The following is a 16,788-nucleotide window of genomic DNA, read 5'->3' on the forward strand; positions in this document are numbered from 1 at the left end:
TTGCCGCTGCGGTTATCGACAAACTGCACGCCGGCACTGCCCGCCGCCTTGGCTTGCCGATCGTTGCTGCGCTCAAAGTAGTCGTCAGGGCCGACGTAACGCAGCGCGCGCAGCGTGGTCGATGCCGGTGCAGCCGCCTGCTGGTCGCCCACCTCCAGCGGCACACCGGTGCGCAGCATGCCGGAAACGACCGCGGCCGCCATGCGCGCCGTGTCGTGTATCTGGTTGGCATCCCAGGCCGGATCGTCCTGGTAGGCGTCGATCTTGGTGGCGTCGATGGCCAGCTGCAGCGCCACGTTGGCGCGCGCCGCCGCGTCGGTCATGCCGGCAGCCACGCCGGCCTGCACCAGGGTGGTCAGCGGGTTGATGGCGCCGCCCGAGCCGGCCGGTCGGTGCATCACGTAGTCGGCGTCGGTGGCGGCCACCCCGGGGTGGCCGAATCGATGGCCGTGGTGGCCGCGGCCGGATCGCCCGTCTTGACGAGTGCGATGAGGCGGGCCGACGCGGCGCCCGGCACGGCGGACGGGTCGTAGGTCAGGCTGTAGCGGCCATCGGCGCCGGTGGCGGCCGAGGTGGGTTCGCCGTCGTCGCAGGCGTCGTTGGCGTTCAGGTCCAGACAGACCACCACGTTCTGGAGGGGGCCGATGCGGGCCACTTCACCGCTGAGGGTCACGGGGGAGGCGGCGGTGGCGGCGGGGACGAATCATCGTCGTTATCGTCGCCGCTGCCGCCACAGGCGGCCATTGACAGTGCGGCGGTGGCGGCAAAGGCGTGGATCAGCAGGCTTCGCGTGCGGGGTTTCATGAGGCTCCTCCTGGGGTTGCTGGGGCTTGTCTATCGACACGAGAGACACTAAAAGAAACATTTCCCCGTACATCACCCAGTTGGGTGAGCGTGGCGTACCTCTCTTTGCTTTGACAACGGGCTTGGACGACGGCGGTGTCCACCGCGAGCGCCGCGGTTCAGGTGGAAGCGTCGTCCCCCAGCACCAGCCCCATGCGATTTGCCGCCACGATCGCCTGCGTGCGCGTGGTGACGGCGAGCGCGCGCAGCACGGCGCTGACGTGGGTCTTGGTGGTGTTGGGGCTGAGGCCCAGCTCGCGCGCGATCAGCTTCATCGGCTTGCCCTCCAGGATCAGCCGCAGCACCTGCGTCTGGCGCGGGGTGAGTCCGAGCTCGGCCGGGCTGGTGCAGGCCCGCGCCGGCACGGGCAGCGCGATGCCCGCCAGGCTGAGCGGGGGCACGTAGATGCGCCGTGCCAGCACGGTGCGCAAGGCCTCGAACATCTGGCCGGCCGGGGCCGACTTGGGGATGAAACCCATCGCGCCCAGCTGGATCGAGCGCAGCACGGTGACCTGGTCTTCCTGCGAGGACAGCATGACGAGCGGTACGCCGGGGTGGCGTTCGCGCAGCGTCTCCAGCGCCTGCAGGCCGTGCATGCCGGGCAGGATGACGTCGAGCAGGATCAGGTCGATGTCCGCGCTGTCGCCCAGGGTGGCCAGCGCCTCGTCCAGGCTGGCGGCATGCGAGACCTGTACCGCCGGGTCGAGCTCGCGCAGCAGCAGCGCGACGCCGTCGCGAAACAGCGCGTGATCATCGACCAGCAGGATCCTCATGGCCGGAGTCTGAGGGCGTTTCCGCCGCTGCGCCTCCCCAGTTGGGTGAGCGTCCAGCGCCGCCTCGATCGCCGCCAGCAGCCGGTCGGCGCCGACCGGCTTGTGCAGCAGCGGCAGGCCTGCGTCGGTGACGCGCCGCAGGTCGGCGGCGGCAATGTCGCCGGTGACGATGATCGCCGGCACCGCCTGGCCGATGCGCGCGCGTATCTGTTCGACGGCGTCCAGGCCGTCGCGGTGCTGGCGCAGCCGGTAGTCACTCAGGATCAGGTCGGGGTCGCGCAGGTGCTCGCCCAGCAGCGTCAGGCATTGCTTGGCCGACGCGGCGGTGAGCACGTGCGCGCCCCAGCTGTGGCACAGCGCCTGCATCGCGCGGCGCGTATCGGCCTCGTCGTCGATCACCACGATGAACGCGCCGACGACGCGCCGCCCGCTCGCCAGTGCGGCAGGCTGCGCCGGCACCTGCGGCAGCGCCTCGGCGCCCGGCAGCAGGATCGAGAAGCAGGTGCCGCGGCCCGGCGTCGAGCGCAGCACGTGCGGATGGCCCAGCAGATCGAGCGTGCGCTTGACGATGGCCAGGCCCAGCCCGAGCCCCTTGCCGCGGTCGCGCTCCGGGTTGTCGATCTGGTAGAACTCGTCGAAGATGTGCGGCAGCTGCTCGGGCGCGATGCCGATGCCGGTGTCCCAGACCTGTAGCTCGACGCCGCCGGGGCGCCGCCGGCAGCCCACCAGGACCTTGCCGCGTTCGGTGTAGCGAATCGCGTTGGCCACCAGGTTGCCCAGCACCCGCTCCAGCAGCACGGCGTCGGTGCGCACGGCACAGCGAGAAGGCACCACGACCAGGCGCAACTGCTTGCGCTCGGCTGCCGGCCCGTGGCTGGTCGCCACCCGGTGCAGCAGATCGGCCAGGGCGTGGTCGCCCAGCACGGGCTTGGCCGTGCCGGCGTCCAGCCTCGAGATGTCGAGCAGGCCGACGAACAAGGCTTCCATGGCGGACACCGACGCCTCGATGTGACTCACCAGCTTGCCGACCTCGGGCGTGACCGCCTGCCGGCGCAACACGCCGACCAGTAGGCTGATGGTGTGCAGCGGCTGGCGCAGGTCGTGGCTGGCCGACGCCAGAAAGCGCGTCTTGGCCTGGCTCGCCTGCTCAGCTTCGTTGCGCCGGGCACGCAGCAAGGTGTTGGCGCCAGCCAGCTCGTGGGTGCGTTCGGCCACGCGGGCTTCGAGCAACTGGACCGAATCGCCCAGGCGTTCGGCCATCTGGTTGAAGCGCGCCGCCAGCTGGCCCAGCTCGTCGCCGCGCCGCAGCACGATGCGGTGGTCGAGTTGGCCTTCACCGATGCGGTCGGCCCCCTCGGCGAGCTCCCGGATCGGCCGCACCACCCGGCGCGCCAGCACGATGCCCACGGCCGAGCCCGCCAGCACGGCGAACACCAGGATCAGCAGCGCCGTCGCCAGCGCGCGGCGGATCGGCGCGTAGGCTTCGTCGCGCGGCTGCTCGGTGATCAGCCGCCAGCCGGGCACGCTCAGCGGGGCGGCGCGAGCGACCATGGCGCGGCCCTCGGGCGTCGTGAATTCGATCAAACCGCCGCGATCCGCCCCCGCCGGCCTGATGGCCGCGCGCACCGGCGGATGGTCGGCCCAGTCGGGGCGTGCCAGCACCTGCAGAAAATCCGGATGCGCCAGCAGGCGGCCCTCGCCATCGACGACGTAGGCCTGGCCCTCGCGGCCAAAGCGGGTTTCGTCGATGATCTCGCGCAGCTGCGCCAATTCGACCTCTGCCGCCAGCACGCCGCTCTGCGGGAGGCTGCCGCGCCGCGCCAGGACCACGCGAGGCTGGTTGACGACAAAGGTGACCGGGCCGAACCACGGCGCCTCGGCGCTGGCGTACAGGAACTCGGGCGACTGGCTGCGGTCTTCGCGCACGCCGATGCGGTCGGGCTCCATGCGCGAGATGTGCACACGCTCCTGCCCGTGCTGGTCGATCCAGTACAGCGCCTGGATCGCGCGCGACTGCTTCATCAGCCGGTACAGCTCGAACTGGATGTCGGCATCAGCATCGTCCAGGTGGCGTGAGTCCTGCAGCGCCAGGGCGGCGCGCAGCAAGGCACCGGTCTGGCCGATGAAGCGTTCGATCCGGGCCGAGGCCCTGGCGGCTTCGAGCGCCTGCAGCGCCTCCACGGCAATGCGCGTCTCGCGCTGGATCAGCCAGAGCTGTGCCAGACCGCTGACGGTGAGCACCAGCGTCACCAGCCCGGCGACCGACAGGGCATAGGTCTGCCACAGGCGCTGGCCAGGTGGGCGCATCAGCGGGAGGGGGCTGGGCGGCAGCCCCGGCGTCACCCTTGGCGTCCGCCGTCGGCGGCAGCATACGGTCGCCCGGCCGGATCAGGCGGTCGGCACGCGCCAGCAGCGCGGGTGGCAGCGTCACACCGATGCGCTCGGCGGTGTCGAGGTTGACAACCAGCGCCGCCTCGTACAGCTCCTCGACCGGCAGCTCGGCCAGCGGGCGACCGCGCAGCACCTGGTCCACATAGCGCGCCCCGCGCCCGCACATGCTGACGCGGCCGATGGCGCCGTAGCTGAGCAGGCCACCGTGGCGGGTGGTGAACCAGGACGTGTGGGCGATCGCCGGCAGGCGCACCCGCAGCGCCTGCCGCGCGTGCTCGCCGTGGAATACCGCCGAATCCGGCCAGATCAGGACTGCATCGACCTGGCGCCGGGCCAACTCGTCCCAGGCGCCGGCAATGCCGGCCTCGCCAGAGAAGCGCACGCGCACCCCTCGACGCCGGCCTGCCCCAGCATGTCGGCGAAAGGCCCGAGGTCCTTCATCGCCTCGTGCCTCGGGTTGCCGTCGTTCGTGACCATGCCGACGCGGCGCGCCTGCGGGAACGCCTGCAGCAACACCTCCATCGGCTTGAGCAGGAACTGGCCCGACAGGCCCAGCGTGACGCCGGTGACATTGGCCAGCGGGCGCAACTGGGCATCGAGAACCTGGCGCAGGTTGGTCGGGCCCAGCACGACGATCGGCACCTCCTGCGTGGCGTTCATCAGTGCCTCGGATTCCGGATTGTTGGTCGCGAGCAGCACGGCAGGCCGGCGCGCCACCATCGCCTGCGCCACGGCTGCGTAGCGTGCCGGGTCGTTGGCCACGTCGTTCCATTCGATTCTCAGTTGCCGGTCGAAGGACCAGCCGGCCGCTTCCAGGCCGGCACGCACCTCGTTCATGCAGAGCCGGTTCGACTCGCTCGGCCCGAGGGTCAGGTAGGCGATGACGCGGGGCGCGGCGGCGGGCGTGGCGGCGCCCGGTGCGCTGGGGGCCGGCGGGGCGCTCTGCGCCGAGACCGGCGGACTGGCCACCAGCGCGGCGATGAACGCCGTCACGCTGATGGTGAGCCGCAAGCGGCCGAAAACCAGCCTGTCGGCGCGTGCTCTGGTTCTCGTTACCTCGTCGTACTGCTCCAGGCTGATCGACATGTCCTCTCCCCTCACGTTTGGACACAAAGATACCTTACCCGGCGAGCCGACGCCACGGGGTAGACGCTACAGATTGGGTGAATATTCACCATCCGGCGGGCCGCCAGCCGGTCATTCAGCCCGGCCAGCGCGCCAGCAGCGCCAGCGCGATCGAAATCGTCGCCACCGCCATCGCCGTCGACACGGCCACGCTGGCGGTGACCAGGTCCTCGGCCTTGTGGTAGCGCTGCGAGAACAGGAACACGTTGGCGCCCACCGGCAGCGCGGCGGCAGTCACCATCACGGCCAGCGGCAGGCCGCGGATGCCCAGCGCCCAGCCGGCCGCGGCCATCAACACCGGGTGCAGCACGGTTTTCAGCAGCGAGATGCCCAGCGCACCGCGCAGGTGCGGTCCGATGGCGGTCTGCGCCAGCGTCACGCCCACCAGCACCAGCGCCACCGGGCCGAAGGCGTCGCCCAGCAGCTTCAGCGGCCGCTCCACCACCGGGTGCAGGCCCCAGCCCGTCAGTGAATACAGAAAGCCCGCGATGATGGGCAGCGGCACCGGGTGCAGCACGGCGTTCTTCACCGCCTGCGCCACGGTGGCGGCAATGTGGCGGCGCGGCCCCTGGCCTGCCGCGGCCTGCTCGCGCGCCACCAGCAGCTCCAGCACCACGGTAGCCAGCGTCAGCAGGATCAGCGCGTGCATCGAGATCAGCGTGAACAGGTGCACCAGCCCGGCCTGCCCGTAGGCCAGTTGCACCAGCGGCACGCCGATCATCAGCGTGTTGCTGAAGATGGCCGCCAGCGCCAGCACGGCCGAGCGGCTGGTCAGCCCGCGGATGAACAGCAGCGCAAAGAACATGGCCCCGGCCACGATGTAGTACAGCGCCACCGATCGCAGGTCCAGCCGCGCCAGATCGGCCGTGGCCATGGTGCGGAACAGCAGCGCCTGCACCAGCACCAGGAAGACGAGGTTGGACAGATCGCGCACCGCCTCGCCGCGGATCAGCTTCAGCCGCCCGGCGGCGAAGCCGATGCCGATCAGCAGCACCACGGGGAGCAGGGACGAGGCGACGGGGTGATCGAGCGTCATGGGCGGCGGCGATTATGGGCTGAGCACGCCATGCACGCAGCGGCACGACCGCAGGTTTTTGAATGAAATCAGCCTCCAGCGCCCGCCCCACGAGCGCAAGCAGCTATCAAAACAGGACTTTTGTGGGAGCGGGCTTGCCCGCGGTGCCGCGCCTGCTTCCCTCATGACGCTCATCGCGGGCAAGCCCGCTCCCACAGCAAGCCTGCAACGCCAAGCCCACCACCGACGATGGCCCAGGCAAAGCGGGATAATCGCCCTTTACCGACGCGGCCCCCGCGCGGTGCCGTTCTTTGCAGGTGCGCCCTTCGGCGCACGCCGGCGCCGACGCGGCGGCCGGCCACCGCCATGAACGCCCCCACACCCCCACCGCCCCCGCCTCCAGCGCCATCTCGCCCGTCGAGGACATCGTGGCCGATCTGCGCGCCGGCCGCATGGTGATCCTGGTCGACGAGGAAGACCGCGAGAACGAAGGCGACCTGATCCTGGCCGCCGACCACGTGACGCCCGAGGCCATCAACTTCATGGCGCGCTTCGGTCGCGGCCTGATCTGCCTGACGCTGACGCGCGAGCGTTGCGAGCGCCTGCAGCTGCCGCCCATGGTGGCGCGCAACGGCACCAAGATGGGCACCGCCTTCACCGTCAGCATCGAGGCGGCCGAGGGCGTGACCACCGGCATCAGCGCCGCCGACCGCGCCCGCACCGTGCAGGCCGCCGTGGCGCCCAATGCCCAGGCGGCCGACCTGGTGCAGCCCGGCCACATCTTCCCGCTGCAGGCCGTCGACGGCGGCGTGCTGATGCGCGCCGGCCACACCGAGGCCGGGTGCGACCTGGCCGGCATGGCTGGCTGCTCTCCGGCCGCGGTGATCTGCGAGATCATGAAGGACGACGGCACCATGGCGCGCCTGCCCGACCTGCAGCTCTTCGCCGCGCAGCACGGGCTGAAGATCGGCACCATTGCCGACCTGATCGAGCACCGCAGCAAGACCGAAACCCTGGTCGAGAAGATCGCCACGCGCCCGCTGCGCACCGCGCACGGCGAGTTCATCGCCCACGCCTACCGCGACCAACCCAGCGGCGAGCTGCACCTGGCGCTGGTGGTGGGCCAGTGGCAGCCGCAGGACGCCGTGCCCGTGCGCGTGCACGAGCCGCTGTCGGTGCTCGACGTGCTGGAAAGCGGCCGCGGCACGCATTCGTGGAGCGTGGATGCGGCGCTGAAGCGCCTGCAGCAGGAAGGACGCGGCATGGCCGTGTTCCTGAACTGCGGCGAAAGCGCTGAGCAGTTGTTGGCCCAGTTCAGCGGCACGGCGCGCGCAGCGCACGCGCCCGCGCGCGGCCGCATGGACCTGCGCAGCTACGGCGTGGGCGCGCAAATCCTGCGCGACTGCGGCGTGCACCGCATGCAGCTGCTGGGCACGCCGCGCCGCCTGCCCAGCATGGCCGGCGGCTACGGGCTTGAAGTGGTCGGCTACATCACCGAATAAGGCGTGCGCCGGCCGCCCGTGCGCCTGGCGTCGCGCGGCCGTGCACGTTGCAACCATCAATATGAAAAGGACTCCGCATGTTCGGCGCTGACAAAGGCCATACCCCTCCCTCGACGGCAGCCGCCTGCGCGTCGGCATCGTGCAGGCGCGCTTCAACGAAGGCGTGACCAACGCCCTGCACGCCGCCTGCCTGGCCGAGCTGACGGCGCTGGGCGTGCGCGACGAGAACATCACCCATGTCACCGTGCCCGGTGCGCTGGAAGTGGCCAGCGCGCTGCAGATGCTGGCACGGCGCGGCGACGTGGACGCGCTGGTGGCGCTGGGCTGCATCATCCGCGGCGAGACCTACCACTTCGAACTGGTCGCCAACGAATCGGGCGCCGGCGTGACCCGCGTGGCGCTCGACAGCGGCCTGCCCGTGGCCAACGCCATCCTCACCACCGAGAACATGACGCAGGCCATCGTGCGCCAGATCGAAAAAGGCAAGGACGCGGCGCGCGTGGCGGTGGAAATGGCGCTGCTGAAAGAAAACTCCAATGAGCACCGCGAAAAAGACGCCGGGCGCCAAACCGTCCAACCCCGGCACGCGCAAATCGTCCACCAAGTCGGCCCGCTCGCGCGCGCGAATTTGCGCTGCAGGGCCTGTACCAGCACTTCGTCGGCGGCAGCGACGTGGCTGTCATCGACGCCTTCACGCGCGAGTTGCAGGGCTTCAACAAGGCCGACTCGGTGCACTACGACGCGCTGCTGCACGGCTGCATCGAACTGGCGGCCGACCTGGACGCACTGATCGTGCCGCTGCTCGACCGCGAGCTGGGCCAGATCTCGCCCATCGAGCACGGCTGCATGTGGATCGGCGCCTACGAGTTCCTGAAATGCCCCGACGTGCCCTGGCGCGTGGTGCTGAACGAGTGCATCGAACTGGCCAAGGACTTCGGCGGCACCGACGGCCACAAGTACGTCAACGCCGTGCTCAACGGCATCGCGCCCAGGCTGCGCACCGTCGAAGTGGAAGCCGACCGCGCCGCCAAGGCCTGAGAGCTGCCTGCGGCCGGGCGCCCCGCGACGTGCATGGCATTCGCCGCCACGCCGCATCGTCAGCGCTCGCCATTGATTGAAAACGATAGCTGCTCGCGCCCGTCATTAGCCGTTTTCAGATGATTTTTCATCTGAAACCATTGCATATAAAGCGCCAGCAGCTATCATATTGAAAGTACATTGACGCCATGAGAATCTCCGCCCGCGCCCAGCGCATCGAGCCTTTCTACGTGATGGAGATGGCCAAGTCGGCCGCCGCCATCGCGCGCGAGGCCGCCGGCAGCGACCGGCCGATGATCTACCTGAACATCGGCGAGCCCGACTTCACCGCGCCGCCGCTGGTGGCCGAGGCGGCCGAGCGGGCCATCCGCGACGGCAAGACGCAGTACACCCAGGCCACCGGCCTGCCCGAGCTGCGCGAGCGCATCAGCGGCTGGTACCGCCAGCGCTTCGGGCTCGACGTGCCGGCGCGCCGCATCGTCGTCACCGCCGGCGCCTCGGCCGCGCTGCAGCTGGCCTGCCTGGCGTTGATCGAAGCGGGCGACGAGGTGCTGATGCCCGACCCCAGCTATCCCTGCAACCGCCAGTTCGTCAGCATGGCCGAGGGGCGCTCGGTGCTGATCCCGTCCACGCCGGCCGAGCGCTTCCAGCTCAGCGCCGACAAGGTGCAGCAGGCCTGGGGTGCGCACACGCGCGGCGTGATGCTGGCCTCGCCCTCCAACCCCACCGGCACCTCGATCCACCCGGACGAGCTGAAGCGCATCCACGACGTGGTGACCGAGCGCGGCGGCATCACGCTGCTGGACGAGATCTACCTGGGCCTGAGCTTCGACGACACCTACAGCCACAGCGCGCTGGGTTTGAGCGACCAGATCATCAGCATCAACAGCTTCAGCAAGTACTTCAACATGACGGGCTGGCGCCTGGGCTGGCTGGTGGTGCCCGACAGCATCGCCGGCACCGTGGAGCAGATCGCGCAGCACCTGTTCATCTGCGCCAGCACCGTGTCGCAGCACGCGGCGCTGGCCTGCTTCGAGCCCGAGAGCCTGGCCGAGTACGAACGCCGCCGGGCCGAATTCAAGGCGCGGCGCGACTGGTTCGTGCCGCAGCTCAATGCGCTGGGTCTGGATGTGCCGGTCACGCCCGACGGCGCCTTCTACGCCTGGGCCGACTGCAGCGCGGCATGTGACAAATTGTTCGGCACGCACAGCGCCGCGCGCTCCGAATACAATAGCGGCATGCAAGCAGCCGGCAGTTGGGATTTCGCCTTCGAGCTGATGAAGCGCGCGCACCTGGCGGTGACGCCCGGGCGCGACTTCGGCCACGCCGACACGGCGCGCTACATCCGCTTCTCCACCGCCAATTCGATGGCGCAGTTGGAGACGGCCGTCGCCCGCCTGCGCGAGGTGCTGGCCTGACAGGCGGGTTGATGACGGCGTTCGAATTCCCGATCCGCATCTACTGGGAAGACACCGATGCCGGTGGCATCGTGTTCTACGCCAACTACCTGAAGTTCTTCGAGCGCGCGCGCACCGAATGGCTGCGCGCGCTGGGCATCCACCAGCGTACGCTGCGCGAGCAATCCGGCGGCATGTTCGTGGTGGCCGATGCCGCGCTCAAATACCTGCGGCCGGCGCGGCTGGACGATGAACTTGTCGTCACCGCGCGGCTCCAAGAAGCCGGCAGGGCAGGCATGGTGCTGGCCCAGCAGGCGTTTCTCATCGAGCCCGGCACGGCTGCGCGCACGCTGCTGTGCGAGGGCACCATCCGCGCCGGCTGGGTCGATGCGCAGACCATGAAGCCGGCACGCATTCCTTCCGACATCCTGCAAAAGCTCCACCCATGAATCAGGACCTCTCCATCCTCCACCTGGTGGTCAACGCCAGTTTCATCGTGCAGCTGGTCATGCTGGTGCTGCTGGTGGGCTCCATCACCAGCTGGGCCGCCATCTTCCGCAAGCTGCGCGCGCTCAAGATCATCAAGGCACAGAACGACGAGTTCGAGCGCGACTTCTGGTCGGGCACCAGCCTGAACGACCTGTACGCCAGCGCGGCGCAGAACGCCAAGCACGGCGGGCCCATGGAGCGCATCTTCGCCAGCGGCATGCGCGAATACCAGAAGCTGCGCGAGCGCCGCATCGCCGACGCCGGCACGCTGCTCGACGGCGCCCGCCGCGCCATGCGCGCCAGCTACCAGCGCGAGCTGGACGCGGCCGAGGTCAACCTGTCCTTCCTTGCCTCGGTCGGCTCTGTGTCACCGTACGTGGGCCTGTTCGGCACCGTGTGGGGCATCATGCACGCCTTCACCGGCCTGGGCGCGCTGCAGCAGGTCACGCTGGCCACCGTGGCGCCCGGCATTGCCGAGGCGCTGGTGGCCACGGCGCTGGGCCTGTTCGCCGCCATCCCGGCCGTGGTGGCCTACAACCGCTTCGCGCGCGACATCGACCGCATTGCCATCAAGCAGGAGACCTTCATCGAGGAGTTCTCCAACATCCTGCAGCGCAACCTGGGTGTGCAGGCGCCGCCGGCTTCTTCTTCAGGCCCGTCGTCGCAGTTCGGCAGCCCCACCGGATACTGACATGCCCAACGTCGCCTCCCGCGGCCGCGGCCGCCGCGCCATGAACGAGATCAACATGGTGCCCTTCATCGACGTGATGCTGGTGCTGCTGATCATCTTCATGGTCACCGCCACCGTCATCACGCCCGGCAGCATCAATATCCCGCGCTCCGGGCAGTCCAGCAAGGCGCCCGACAACCCCGTCACGGTGATGATTGCCGCCGACGGTGCCATCACCGCCGACGGCGGCAAGAACGGCCCCAACCTGCAGAACGCGGGCGAGGGCGACATCTTTGCCGCCATCAGCGATGCCGCCAGGGGCAACCCCGACCTGGCCGTGATGGTGGCCGCCGACAAGGATATCGCCTACCAGAAGGTGATCGACGTCACCTCGCGCCTGCGCCAGGCCGGCGTGGCCCGCGTGGGCCTGGCCGTCAGGTAAGCACCGCGCACGCAGGAGTTCCAGCAGTACATGAACGCCACCACCGTCGAACGCAACGAGTTTGCCCCGCCGCCGCCGCGCGGCCTGGGCCGCGCGCTGGCGCTGGCGCTGCTGGCACACCTGCTGCTGATCCTGGCCTTCACCTGGGGCCTGCGCTGGCAGCGCGACGCGCAGGACGACGCGGTGGAGGCCGAGCTGTGGTCGCCCACCGTGCAGCGCGCCGCACCCAAGGCCGCGCCACCCCCGCCACCGCCCGCGCCCGCGGTGGAGCGCGCCCCGCCCCCGCCGCCCAAGCCGCAGCCAGGCGCCAAACCCGAGCCCGTCGCCAAGGCCCCGCCCCCACCACCGCCCAAGCCGCAGGTGGACGAAGAGCGCGACGCCGAGATCGCCCTGGCGCAGAAGAAGAAGCAGGAAGAAGCCCGCAAGGCCGCCGCCGCCAAGCGCGAGGAAGAGCGCCGCCGCGAGCAGGAGCGCCGCGAGGCCGAGCAGGAAAAGCGCGAACTGGCGCAGAAGAAAGCCGCCGAGGAAAAGCAGCGCAAGGCCGAAGAGCAGCGCAAGCTGGCCGAGAAGAAGAAGGCCGAGGAAGCCGAGCAACGCAAGCTGGCCGAGGCGAAGAAGAAAGCCGAAGCGGAGGCTGAACGCAAGGCCGAGGCCGAAGCGAAGGCCAAGGCGGTGGCCGACGCCAAGGCCAAGGCCGCCGCCGAAGCCAAGGCCACCGCCGCGCGCGAGGCGCGCGAATCCGACGCACGCCGCAAGGCGGAACTGGCGCGCCTGGCCAAGCTGGCGGGTGCGGGCGCCGAGGGCGGCAGCGCCGCCGGCCGGAGCAAGGGTGGCGGCACGGCGGGTGGCGACGACGAGCACGACGCCGGCCCGTCGGGCAACTACGCCGGCCGCATTCGCGCCGCGGTGCGGCCCAACATCGTGTTCACCGACGACGTGCCGGGCAACCCGGTGGCCGAGGTGGAAGTGCGCACTGGTCCCACGGGCCAGATCATCAGCCGCCGCGTCACCAAGTCGAGCGGCGTCAAGTCGTGGGACGACGCCGTGCTGCGCGCACTGGACCGCACCGAGAAGCTGCCCTCCGACAACGGGCGCTACTGGAACCCGATGCTGATCACCTTCAGGCTGCGCGACTGATGCGAACTTGCTTTCAAAATGACCAATGACTTCGCTGCGCTTCAGTGACCAAGCGGCCGTTCGTCATTGGTCATGCGGCGCCAGCCGTGGTCATTGGTCATCGCTTTGAACGCATAGCGGCATGCAGCCCAGTGGTGGGGAAATCCGCCACGCTCCTCATATACTCCCCATATAGCAGTCCGCTAGCGCCCGCTCAATAAGCGCTGCAGACCGATACCCCCATATCGGCAACCCTACTCGTACACCACGCTGGCCCGCCCCTCATCCGCCTGCGCCATCCAGCTGGCCAGCGCGGCGTCGCTGGGGAAGAATTGCGCCTGGTCACCGAGTTGAATCTGCGCCATCACGCCGCCCTTCTCGCCGCGCCGCTCCACCAGCAGGCGCACCGGCAGGCCGCGCAGCAGATCGCCCTGCTCGGTCTGCTCGACCTGCGGCGGGTATTCCGACAGCAGGCGCCGCACATCGGGCGCCTTGCCGTTGACGGCCACGCGCAGGAACTTGCCGAAGCGGCAGCGCGCCGTGGGCAGGTCCCAGATCTGCGTGATGTTGAGCTGCAGCCCGCCCGAGAAGCGATCCGGCAGGGCCTTGGCCATGACGACGATGAATTCGTCGTCCTTCAGCAGGTTGCGGTGCTGGTGCAGCAGGCCTTCCTCGACGCGCGCATCCAGCGTGCCCGACTTGTCGTCGAGCTTGAACAGGCCCAGCCGCCCGCGCTGGCCGTTGATGACGCGGAAGTCGCCCACGATGCCGGCCAGCAGCTGCGGCTCACGGCTGTCCACCAGTTCGTCGATGCGGCGGCGCACGAACTGGCGCACCTCGCGCTCCACCTCGTCGAACAGGTGGCCCGACAGATAGAAACCGATGGCCGTCTTCTCCAGCGACAGGCGCTCCTTCACGCCCCAGGGCGTCACCTGCGGCAGCTCCGGCTCCTGCGCGCTGGAGCCGTGGCCGTCGTCCATCAGGTCGAACAGGCCGCCCTGGTTGGCGTTGGCTTCGTTGGCGGCGGCGTAGTCGAAGGCGAGGTCGATGGATGCGGCCAGCGCGGCGCGGTTCATGTGCAGTGAATCGAAGGCGCCGGCGCGGATCAGCGCCTCGACGGTGCGCTTGTTCACGCGCGTGCGGTCGATGCGGCGGCAGAAGTCGAACAGGCTGGTGAACGGCCCGCTCTCGCCGCCGGCGTTGCCCTCGCCCCGCCCCTCGCGCGCGGCGACGATGGATTCGATGGCCTGCTGGCCCGTGCCCTTGATGGCGCCCAGGCCATAGCGGATCAGCGTGTCGCTCACCGGCTCGAAGCGGTAGCCGCCGCGGTTCACGTCGGGCGGCTCGAACGCCATGCCCTCTTTCAGCGCGTCTTCGTACAACACCTTCAGCTTGTCGGTGTTGTCCATTTCCACCGTCATGTTGGCGCAGAAGAACTCGGCCGTGTAGTGCACCTTCAGCCAGGCCGTGTGGTAGGCCAGCAGCGAGTAGGCGGCGGCGTGCGACTTGTTGAAGCCGTAGCCGGCGAACTTCTCCATCAGGTCGAAGATCTCGTCGGCCTTGGCCTCGCTGATGCCGTTCTTGGCCGCACCGTCGCGGAAGATCAGGCGGTGCTCCGCCATCTCCTCGGGCTTCTTCTTGCCCATGGCGCGGCGCAGCAGGTCGGCGCCACCCAGGCTGTAGCCGCCCAGGATCTGCGCCGTCTGCATCACCTGCTCCTGGTAGACCATGATGCCGTAGGTCTCGCTCAGCATGTCGGCCACCAGCGGGTGCGGGTACTCGACCGGCTCGCGCCCGTGCTTGCGCGCGACGAAGCTGGGGATCAGGTCCATCGGGCCGGGGCGGTACAGCGCGTTCAGGGCGATCAGGTCTTCCAGCCGCGTCGGCCGCGCGTCGCGCAGCATGCCCTGCATGCCGCGGCTTTCAAACTGGAACACGGCCTCGGTGCGGCCGTCCTGGAACAGCTTGTAGGTCTTGGCGTCGTCGAGCGCGATGTTCTCGAAGGCGAAATTCTGCTGGCCCGCATGGCGCTTGACGATCAGCTCCTTGGCTATCTCCAGGATGGTGAGCGTGGCCAGGCCCAGGAAGTCGAACTTGACCAGGCCCACGGCCTCCACGTCATCCTTGTCGTACTGGCTCACGGCCGACTCGCTGCCGGGCTGCTGGTAGAGCGGACAGAAGTCGGTCAGCTTGCCGGGCGCGATCAGCACGCCGCCGGCGTGCATGCCGACATTGCGCGTCAGCCCCTCCAGCTTCTGCGCCAGCGCCAGCAGGGTCTTGACCTCGTCCTCCTTGGCCAGGCGCTCGGCCAGCAGCGGCTCCACCTTCAGCGCGCCGTCGATGGTGATGTGCTGGCCCGGCTTGTTGGGGATGAGCTTGCTGATGCCGTCGCAGAACATGTAGCTCATGTCGAGCACGCGGCCCACGTCGCGGATGGCGGCGCGCGCGGCCATGGTGCCGAAGGTGGCGATCTGGCTCACCGCCTCCTTGCCGTACTTGGCCTTCACGTAGTCGATCACCCGGTCGCGGTTGGCCTGGCAGAAGTCGATGTCGAAGTCGGGCATCGACACGCGCTCGGGGTTCAGGAAGCGCTCGAACAGCAGCTTGTATTCCAGCGGATCCAGGTCGGTGATCTTCAGCGCATAGGCCACCAGCGATCCGGCGCCCGAGCCACGGCCCGGCCCCACCGGGCATCCGTTGTTCTTGGCCCAGTTGATGAAGTCGCCCACGATGAGGAAGTAGCCCGGAAAGCCCATCTTGAGGATGGTGTCGATCTCGAACTCCAGCCGCTCCAGGTAGCGCGGGCGCTCGGCGTCGCGCTTCGCCGCATCGGGGTACAGGTGTTGCAGGCGCTCTTCCAGCCCGTCGATGGAGGCCTGGCGGAAGTAGGTCTCGATGGTGTGGCCCTCGGGCACCGGAAAGTCGGGCAGCTGCGGCTTGCCAAGCACCAGCGTGAGGTTGCAGCGCTTGGCGATCTCGACCGCGTTGGCCAGGGCCGAAGGCACGTCGGCGAACAACGCCTGCATCTCGGCCGTGGACTTGAAGTACTGCTCGGACGTGAAGCGGCGCACGCGGCGCGGGTTGCCCAGGATTTCGCCCTCGGCAATGCACACGCGGGCCTCGTGTGCCTCGTAGTCGTCGGGCGTCGCGAACTGCACCGGGTGCGTGGCCACCACCGGCAGCTTCAGCCGTGCCGCCAGTTGCACGGCCGCGGCCACGTGCGCTTCGTCGTCGGCGCGGCCGGCGCGCTGCAGCTCCAGATAGAAGCGGTGCGGAAACAGCTCGGCCAGTTGCAGCGCCACATCGCCCGCCAGCCGCTGGTTGCCCTGCAGCAGCGCCTGGCCCACCGGGCCGGCCTGCGCACCCGACAGCAGGATCAGCCCCTCGGAAAGCTCACCCAGCCAGTCCCAGCGCACCGTGGCCTGGGCCTTCACCACGCCCTGCGTCCAGGCGCGGGCCAGCAACTCGGACAGGTTCAGGTAGCCCTGGTGACTGGCCGCCAGCAGCAGCACGCGCGAGGGCAGGTCATTGTCGGCATCGCGCCCCGCCAGCAGCACCTCGGCACCGATGATGGGCTTGACGCCCTTGCCGCGCGCGGCCTTGTAGAACTTGATGGCGCCGAACAGGTTGGACAGGTCGGTGATGGCCAGTGCGGGCTGGCCGTCACGCGCGGCCGCGGCCACCATGTCGTCGACGCGCGTGGTGCCGTCGACCACGGAGAACTCGGTGTGCAAACGCAGATGGACAAACATGGGCGGAGGGCGTGAACAAGGCGTCTGCAAAGTGGCGATGAACGCCGCTTGCAACGCGGGTGTGACTTAGTTGCAGGGTAGGCGCCGAGGCCCTGTGCGGCTTGCGGCGGGCTTCTGCGCATTAGTGCGCACATTGCGCTGAACGAGTCGCCGATGCGAGTGAAGTCAAAAATATACTTCTTTCCAGCAGTCGCCCAGGTGCCTCGCGAGTATCCGCCAGAACGTCGGATGAGGC

13 protein-coding genes and 3 pseudogenes are annotated in these 16,788 nt (G+C 69.3%); 9 read left to right on the forward strand and 7 right to left on the reverse strand.

Features of this window, described 5'->3' with window-relative positions; translation table 11 throughout:
* The first annotated feature begins 276 nt into the window (after positions 1-276).
* On the forward strand, positions 277-405 hold the full coding sequence (locus H0I39_RS21590) for a hypothetical protein (RefSeq protein ID WP_257645615.1): 129 nt from the start codon (positions 277-279) through the stop codon (positions 403-405).
* Here H0I39_RS21590 and H0I39_RS04260 read toward each other — a convergent pair.
* From H0I39_RS04260 to H0I39_RS04275, 6 genes and pseudogenes are all read right to left on the reverse strand, one after another.
* Positions 398-673 (reverse strand): hypothetical protein, encoded by a 276-nt coding sequence (locus tag H0I39_RS04260; protein WP_180549675.1) that lies wholly within the window; start codon positions 671-673, stop codon positions 398-400. The genes H0I39_RS21590 and H0I39_RS04260 overlap by 8 nt on opposite strands.
* Complete coding sequence (locus H0I39_RS21595; protein WP_257645616.1) at positions 670-804, reverse strand: hypothetical protein; 135 nt, start codon at positions 802-804, stop codon at positions 670-672. The genes H0I39_RS04260 and H0I39_RS21595 overlap by 4 nt, the downstream gene beginning before the upstream one ends.
* A gap of 158 nt (positions 805-962) precedes the next feature.
* Positions 963-3,923 carry a response regulator gene (locus H0I39_RS04265; protein WP_180549676.1) on the reverse strand — a complete coding sequence of 987 codons (2,961 nt, stop codon included), beginning with the start codon at positions 3,921-3,923 and terminating at the stop codon, positions 963-965.
* Between the two features lie 145 nt (positions 3,924-4,068).
* Positions 4,069-4,395 (reverse strand): annotated as a pseudogene (locus H0I39_RS23920) (type 1 periplasmic-binding domain-containing protein); the annotation flags it as partial.
* Positions 4,314-5,093 (reverse strand): ABC transporter substrate binding protein, encoded by a 780-nt coding sequence (locus H0I39_RS04270; RefSeq protein WP_180549677.1) that lies wholly within the window; start codon positions 5,091-5,093, stop codon positions 4,314-4,316. The gene H0I39_RS04270 and the pseudogene H0I39_RS23920, both read right to left, overlap by 82 nt.
* Positions 5,094-5,208: 115 nt before the next feature.
* Entirely contained in the window at positions 5,209-6,168 is a 960-nt protein-coding gene (locus tag H0I39_RS04275) for an AEC family transporter (protein WP_180549678.1), read from the reverse strand.
* 386 nt (positions 6,169-6,554) lie between these two features.
* Between H0I39_RS04275 and ribBA the strand changes: the two genes are divergently transcribed.
* The 8 genes and pseudogenes from ribBA to tolA all read left to right on the forward strand — a co-directional run bounded on the left by ribBA (position 6,555) and on the right by tolA (position 12,822).
* Complete coding sequence (gene ribBA, locus H0I39_RS04280; RefSeq protein WP_180551680.1) at positions 6,555-7,649, forward strand: bifunctional 3,4-dihydroxy-2-butanone-4-phosphate synthase/GTP cyclohydrolase II; 1,095 nt, start codon at positions 6,555-6,557, stop codon at positions 7,647-7,649.
* A gap of 77 nt (positions 7,650-7,726) precedes the next feature.
* Positions 7,727-8,178: pseudogene (gene ribH, locus H0I39_RS21600) on the forward strand (6,7-dimethyl-8-ribityllumazine synthase); the annotation flags it as partial.
* A gap of 80 nt (positions 8,179-8,258) precedes the next feature.
* A pseudogene (gene nusB, locus H0I39_RS04290) lies at positions 8,259-8,687 on the forward strand (transcription antitermination factor NusB); the annotation flags it as partial.
* A 188-nt stretch (positions 8,688-8,875) separates the two neighbouring features.
* Positions 8,876-10,105 (forward strand): pyridoxal phosphate-dependent aminotransferase, encoded by a 1,230-nt coding sequence (locus H0I39_RS04295; RefSeq protein ID WP_180549680.1) that lies wholly within the window; start codon positions 8,876-8,878, stop codon positions 10,103-10,105.
* An 11-nt stretch (positions 10,106-10,116) separates the two neighbouring features.
* On the forward strand, positions 10,117-10,533 hold the full coding sequence (gene ybgC / locus H0I39_RS04300) for a tol-pal system-associated acyl-CoA thioesterase (protein ID WP_180549681.1): 417 nt from the start codon (positions 10,117-10,119) through the stop codon (positions 10,531-10,533).
* Positions 10,530-11,264: a protein TolQ gene (gene tolQ, locus H0I39_RS04305; protein ID WP_180549682.1), complete on the forward strand. Its 735-nt coding sequence runs from the start codon at positions 10,530-10,532 to the stop codon at positions 11,262-11,264. The genes ybgC and tolQ overlap by 4 nt, the downstream gene beginning before the upstream one ends.
* 1 nt (position 11,265) lies before the next feature.
* Positions 11,266-11,685, forward strand: coding sequence for an ExbD/TolR family protein (locus H0I39_RS04310; RefSeq protein ID WP_180549683.1), 420 nt, complete (start codon positions 11,266-11,268; stop codon positions 11,683-11,685).
* A 30-nt stretch (positions 11,686-11,715) separates the two neighbouring features.
* Positions 11,716-12,822 (forward strand): cell envelope integrity protein TolA, encoded by a 1,107-nt coding sequence (tolA, locus tag H0I39_RS04315; protein ID WP_180549684.1) that lies wholly within the window; start codon positions 11,716-11,718, stop codon positions 12,820-12,822.
* A 233-nt stretch (positions 12,823-13,055) separates the two neighbouring features.
* Here the strand turns inward: tolA and dnaE are convergent, their stop codons facing one another.
* Entirely contained in the window at positions 13,056-16,553 is a 3,498-nt protein-coding gene (dnaE, locus tag H0I39_RS04320) for a DNA polymerase III subunit alpha (RefSeq protein ID WP_180549685.1), read from the reverse strand.
* Between the last annotated feature and the right edge of the window lie 235 nt (positions 16,554-16,788).

This window comes from Ottowia beijingensis (assembly GCF_013423955.1).
Taxonomy (GTDB): Bacteria; Pseudomonadota; Gammaproteobacteria; order Burkholderiales; family Burkholderiaceae_C; genus Ottowia; species Ottowia beijingensis.

Coding starts and splice junctions, on each gene's coding strand:
- H0I39_RS21590 (WP_257645615.1), top strand. CDS start 277: ATGGCCAGCTGCAGCGCCACGTTGGCGCGCGCCGCCGCGTCGGTCATG.
- H0I39_RS21595 (WP_257645616.1), bottom strand. CDS start 804: ATGAAACCCCGCACGCGAAGCCTGCTGATCCACGCCTTTGCCGCCACC.
- H0I39_RS04265 (WP_180549676.1), bottom strand. CDS start 3,923: ATGCGCCCACCTGGCCAGCGCCTGTGGCAGACCTATGCCCTGTCGGTC.
- H0I39_RS04270 (WP_180549677.1), bottom strand. CDS start 5,093: ATGTCGATCAGCCTGGAGCAGTACGACGAGGTAACGAGAACCAGAGCA.
- H0I39_RS04275 (WP_180549678.1), bottom strand. CDS start 6,168: ATGACGCTCGATCACCCCGTCGCCTCGTCCCTGCTCCCCGTGGTGCTG.
- H0I39_RS04295 (WP_180549680.1), top strand. CDS start 8,876: ATGAGAATCTCCGCCCGCGCCCAGCGCATCGAGCCTTTCTACGTGATG.
- ybgC (WP_180549681.1), top strand. CDS start 10,117: ATGACGGCGTTCGAATTCCCGATCCGCATCTACTGGGAAGACACCGAT.
- tolQ (WP_180549682.1), top strand. CDS start 10,530: ATGAATCAGGACCTCTCCATCCTCCACCTGGTGGTCAACGCCAGTTTC.
- H0I39_RS04310 (WP_180549683.1), top strand. CDS start 11,266: ATGCCCAACGTCGCCTCCCGCGGCCGCGGCCGCCGCGCCATGAACGAG.
- tolA (WP_180549684.1), top strand. CDS start 11,716: ATGAACGCCACCACCGTCGAACGCAACGAGTTTGCCCCGCCGCCGCCG.
- dnaE (WP_180549685.1), bottom strand. CDS start 16,553: ATGTTTGTCCATCTGCGTTTGCACACCGAGTTCTCCGTGGTCGACGGC.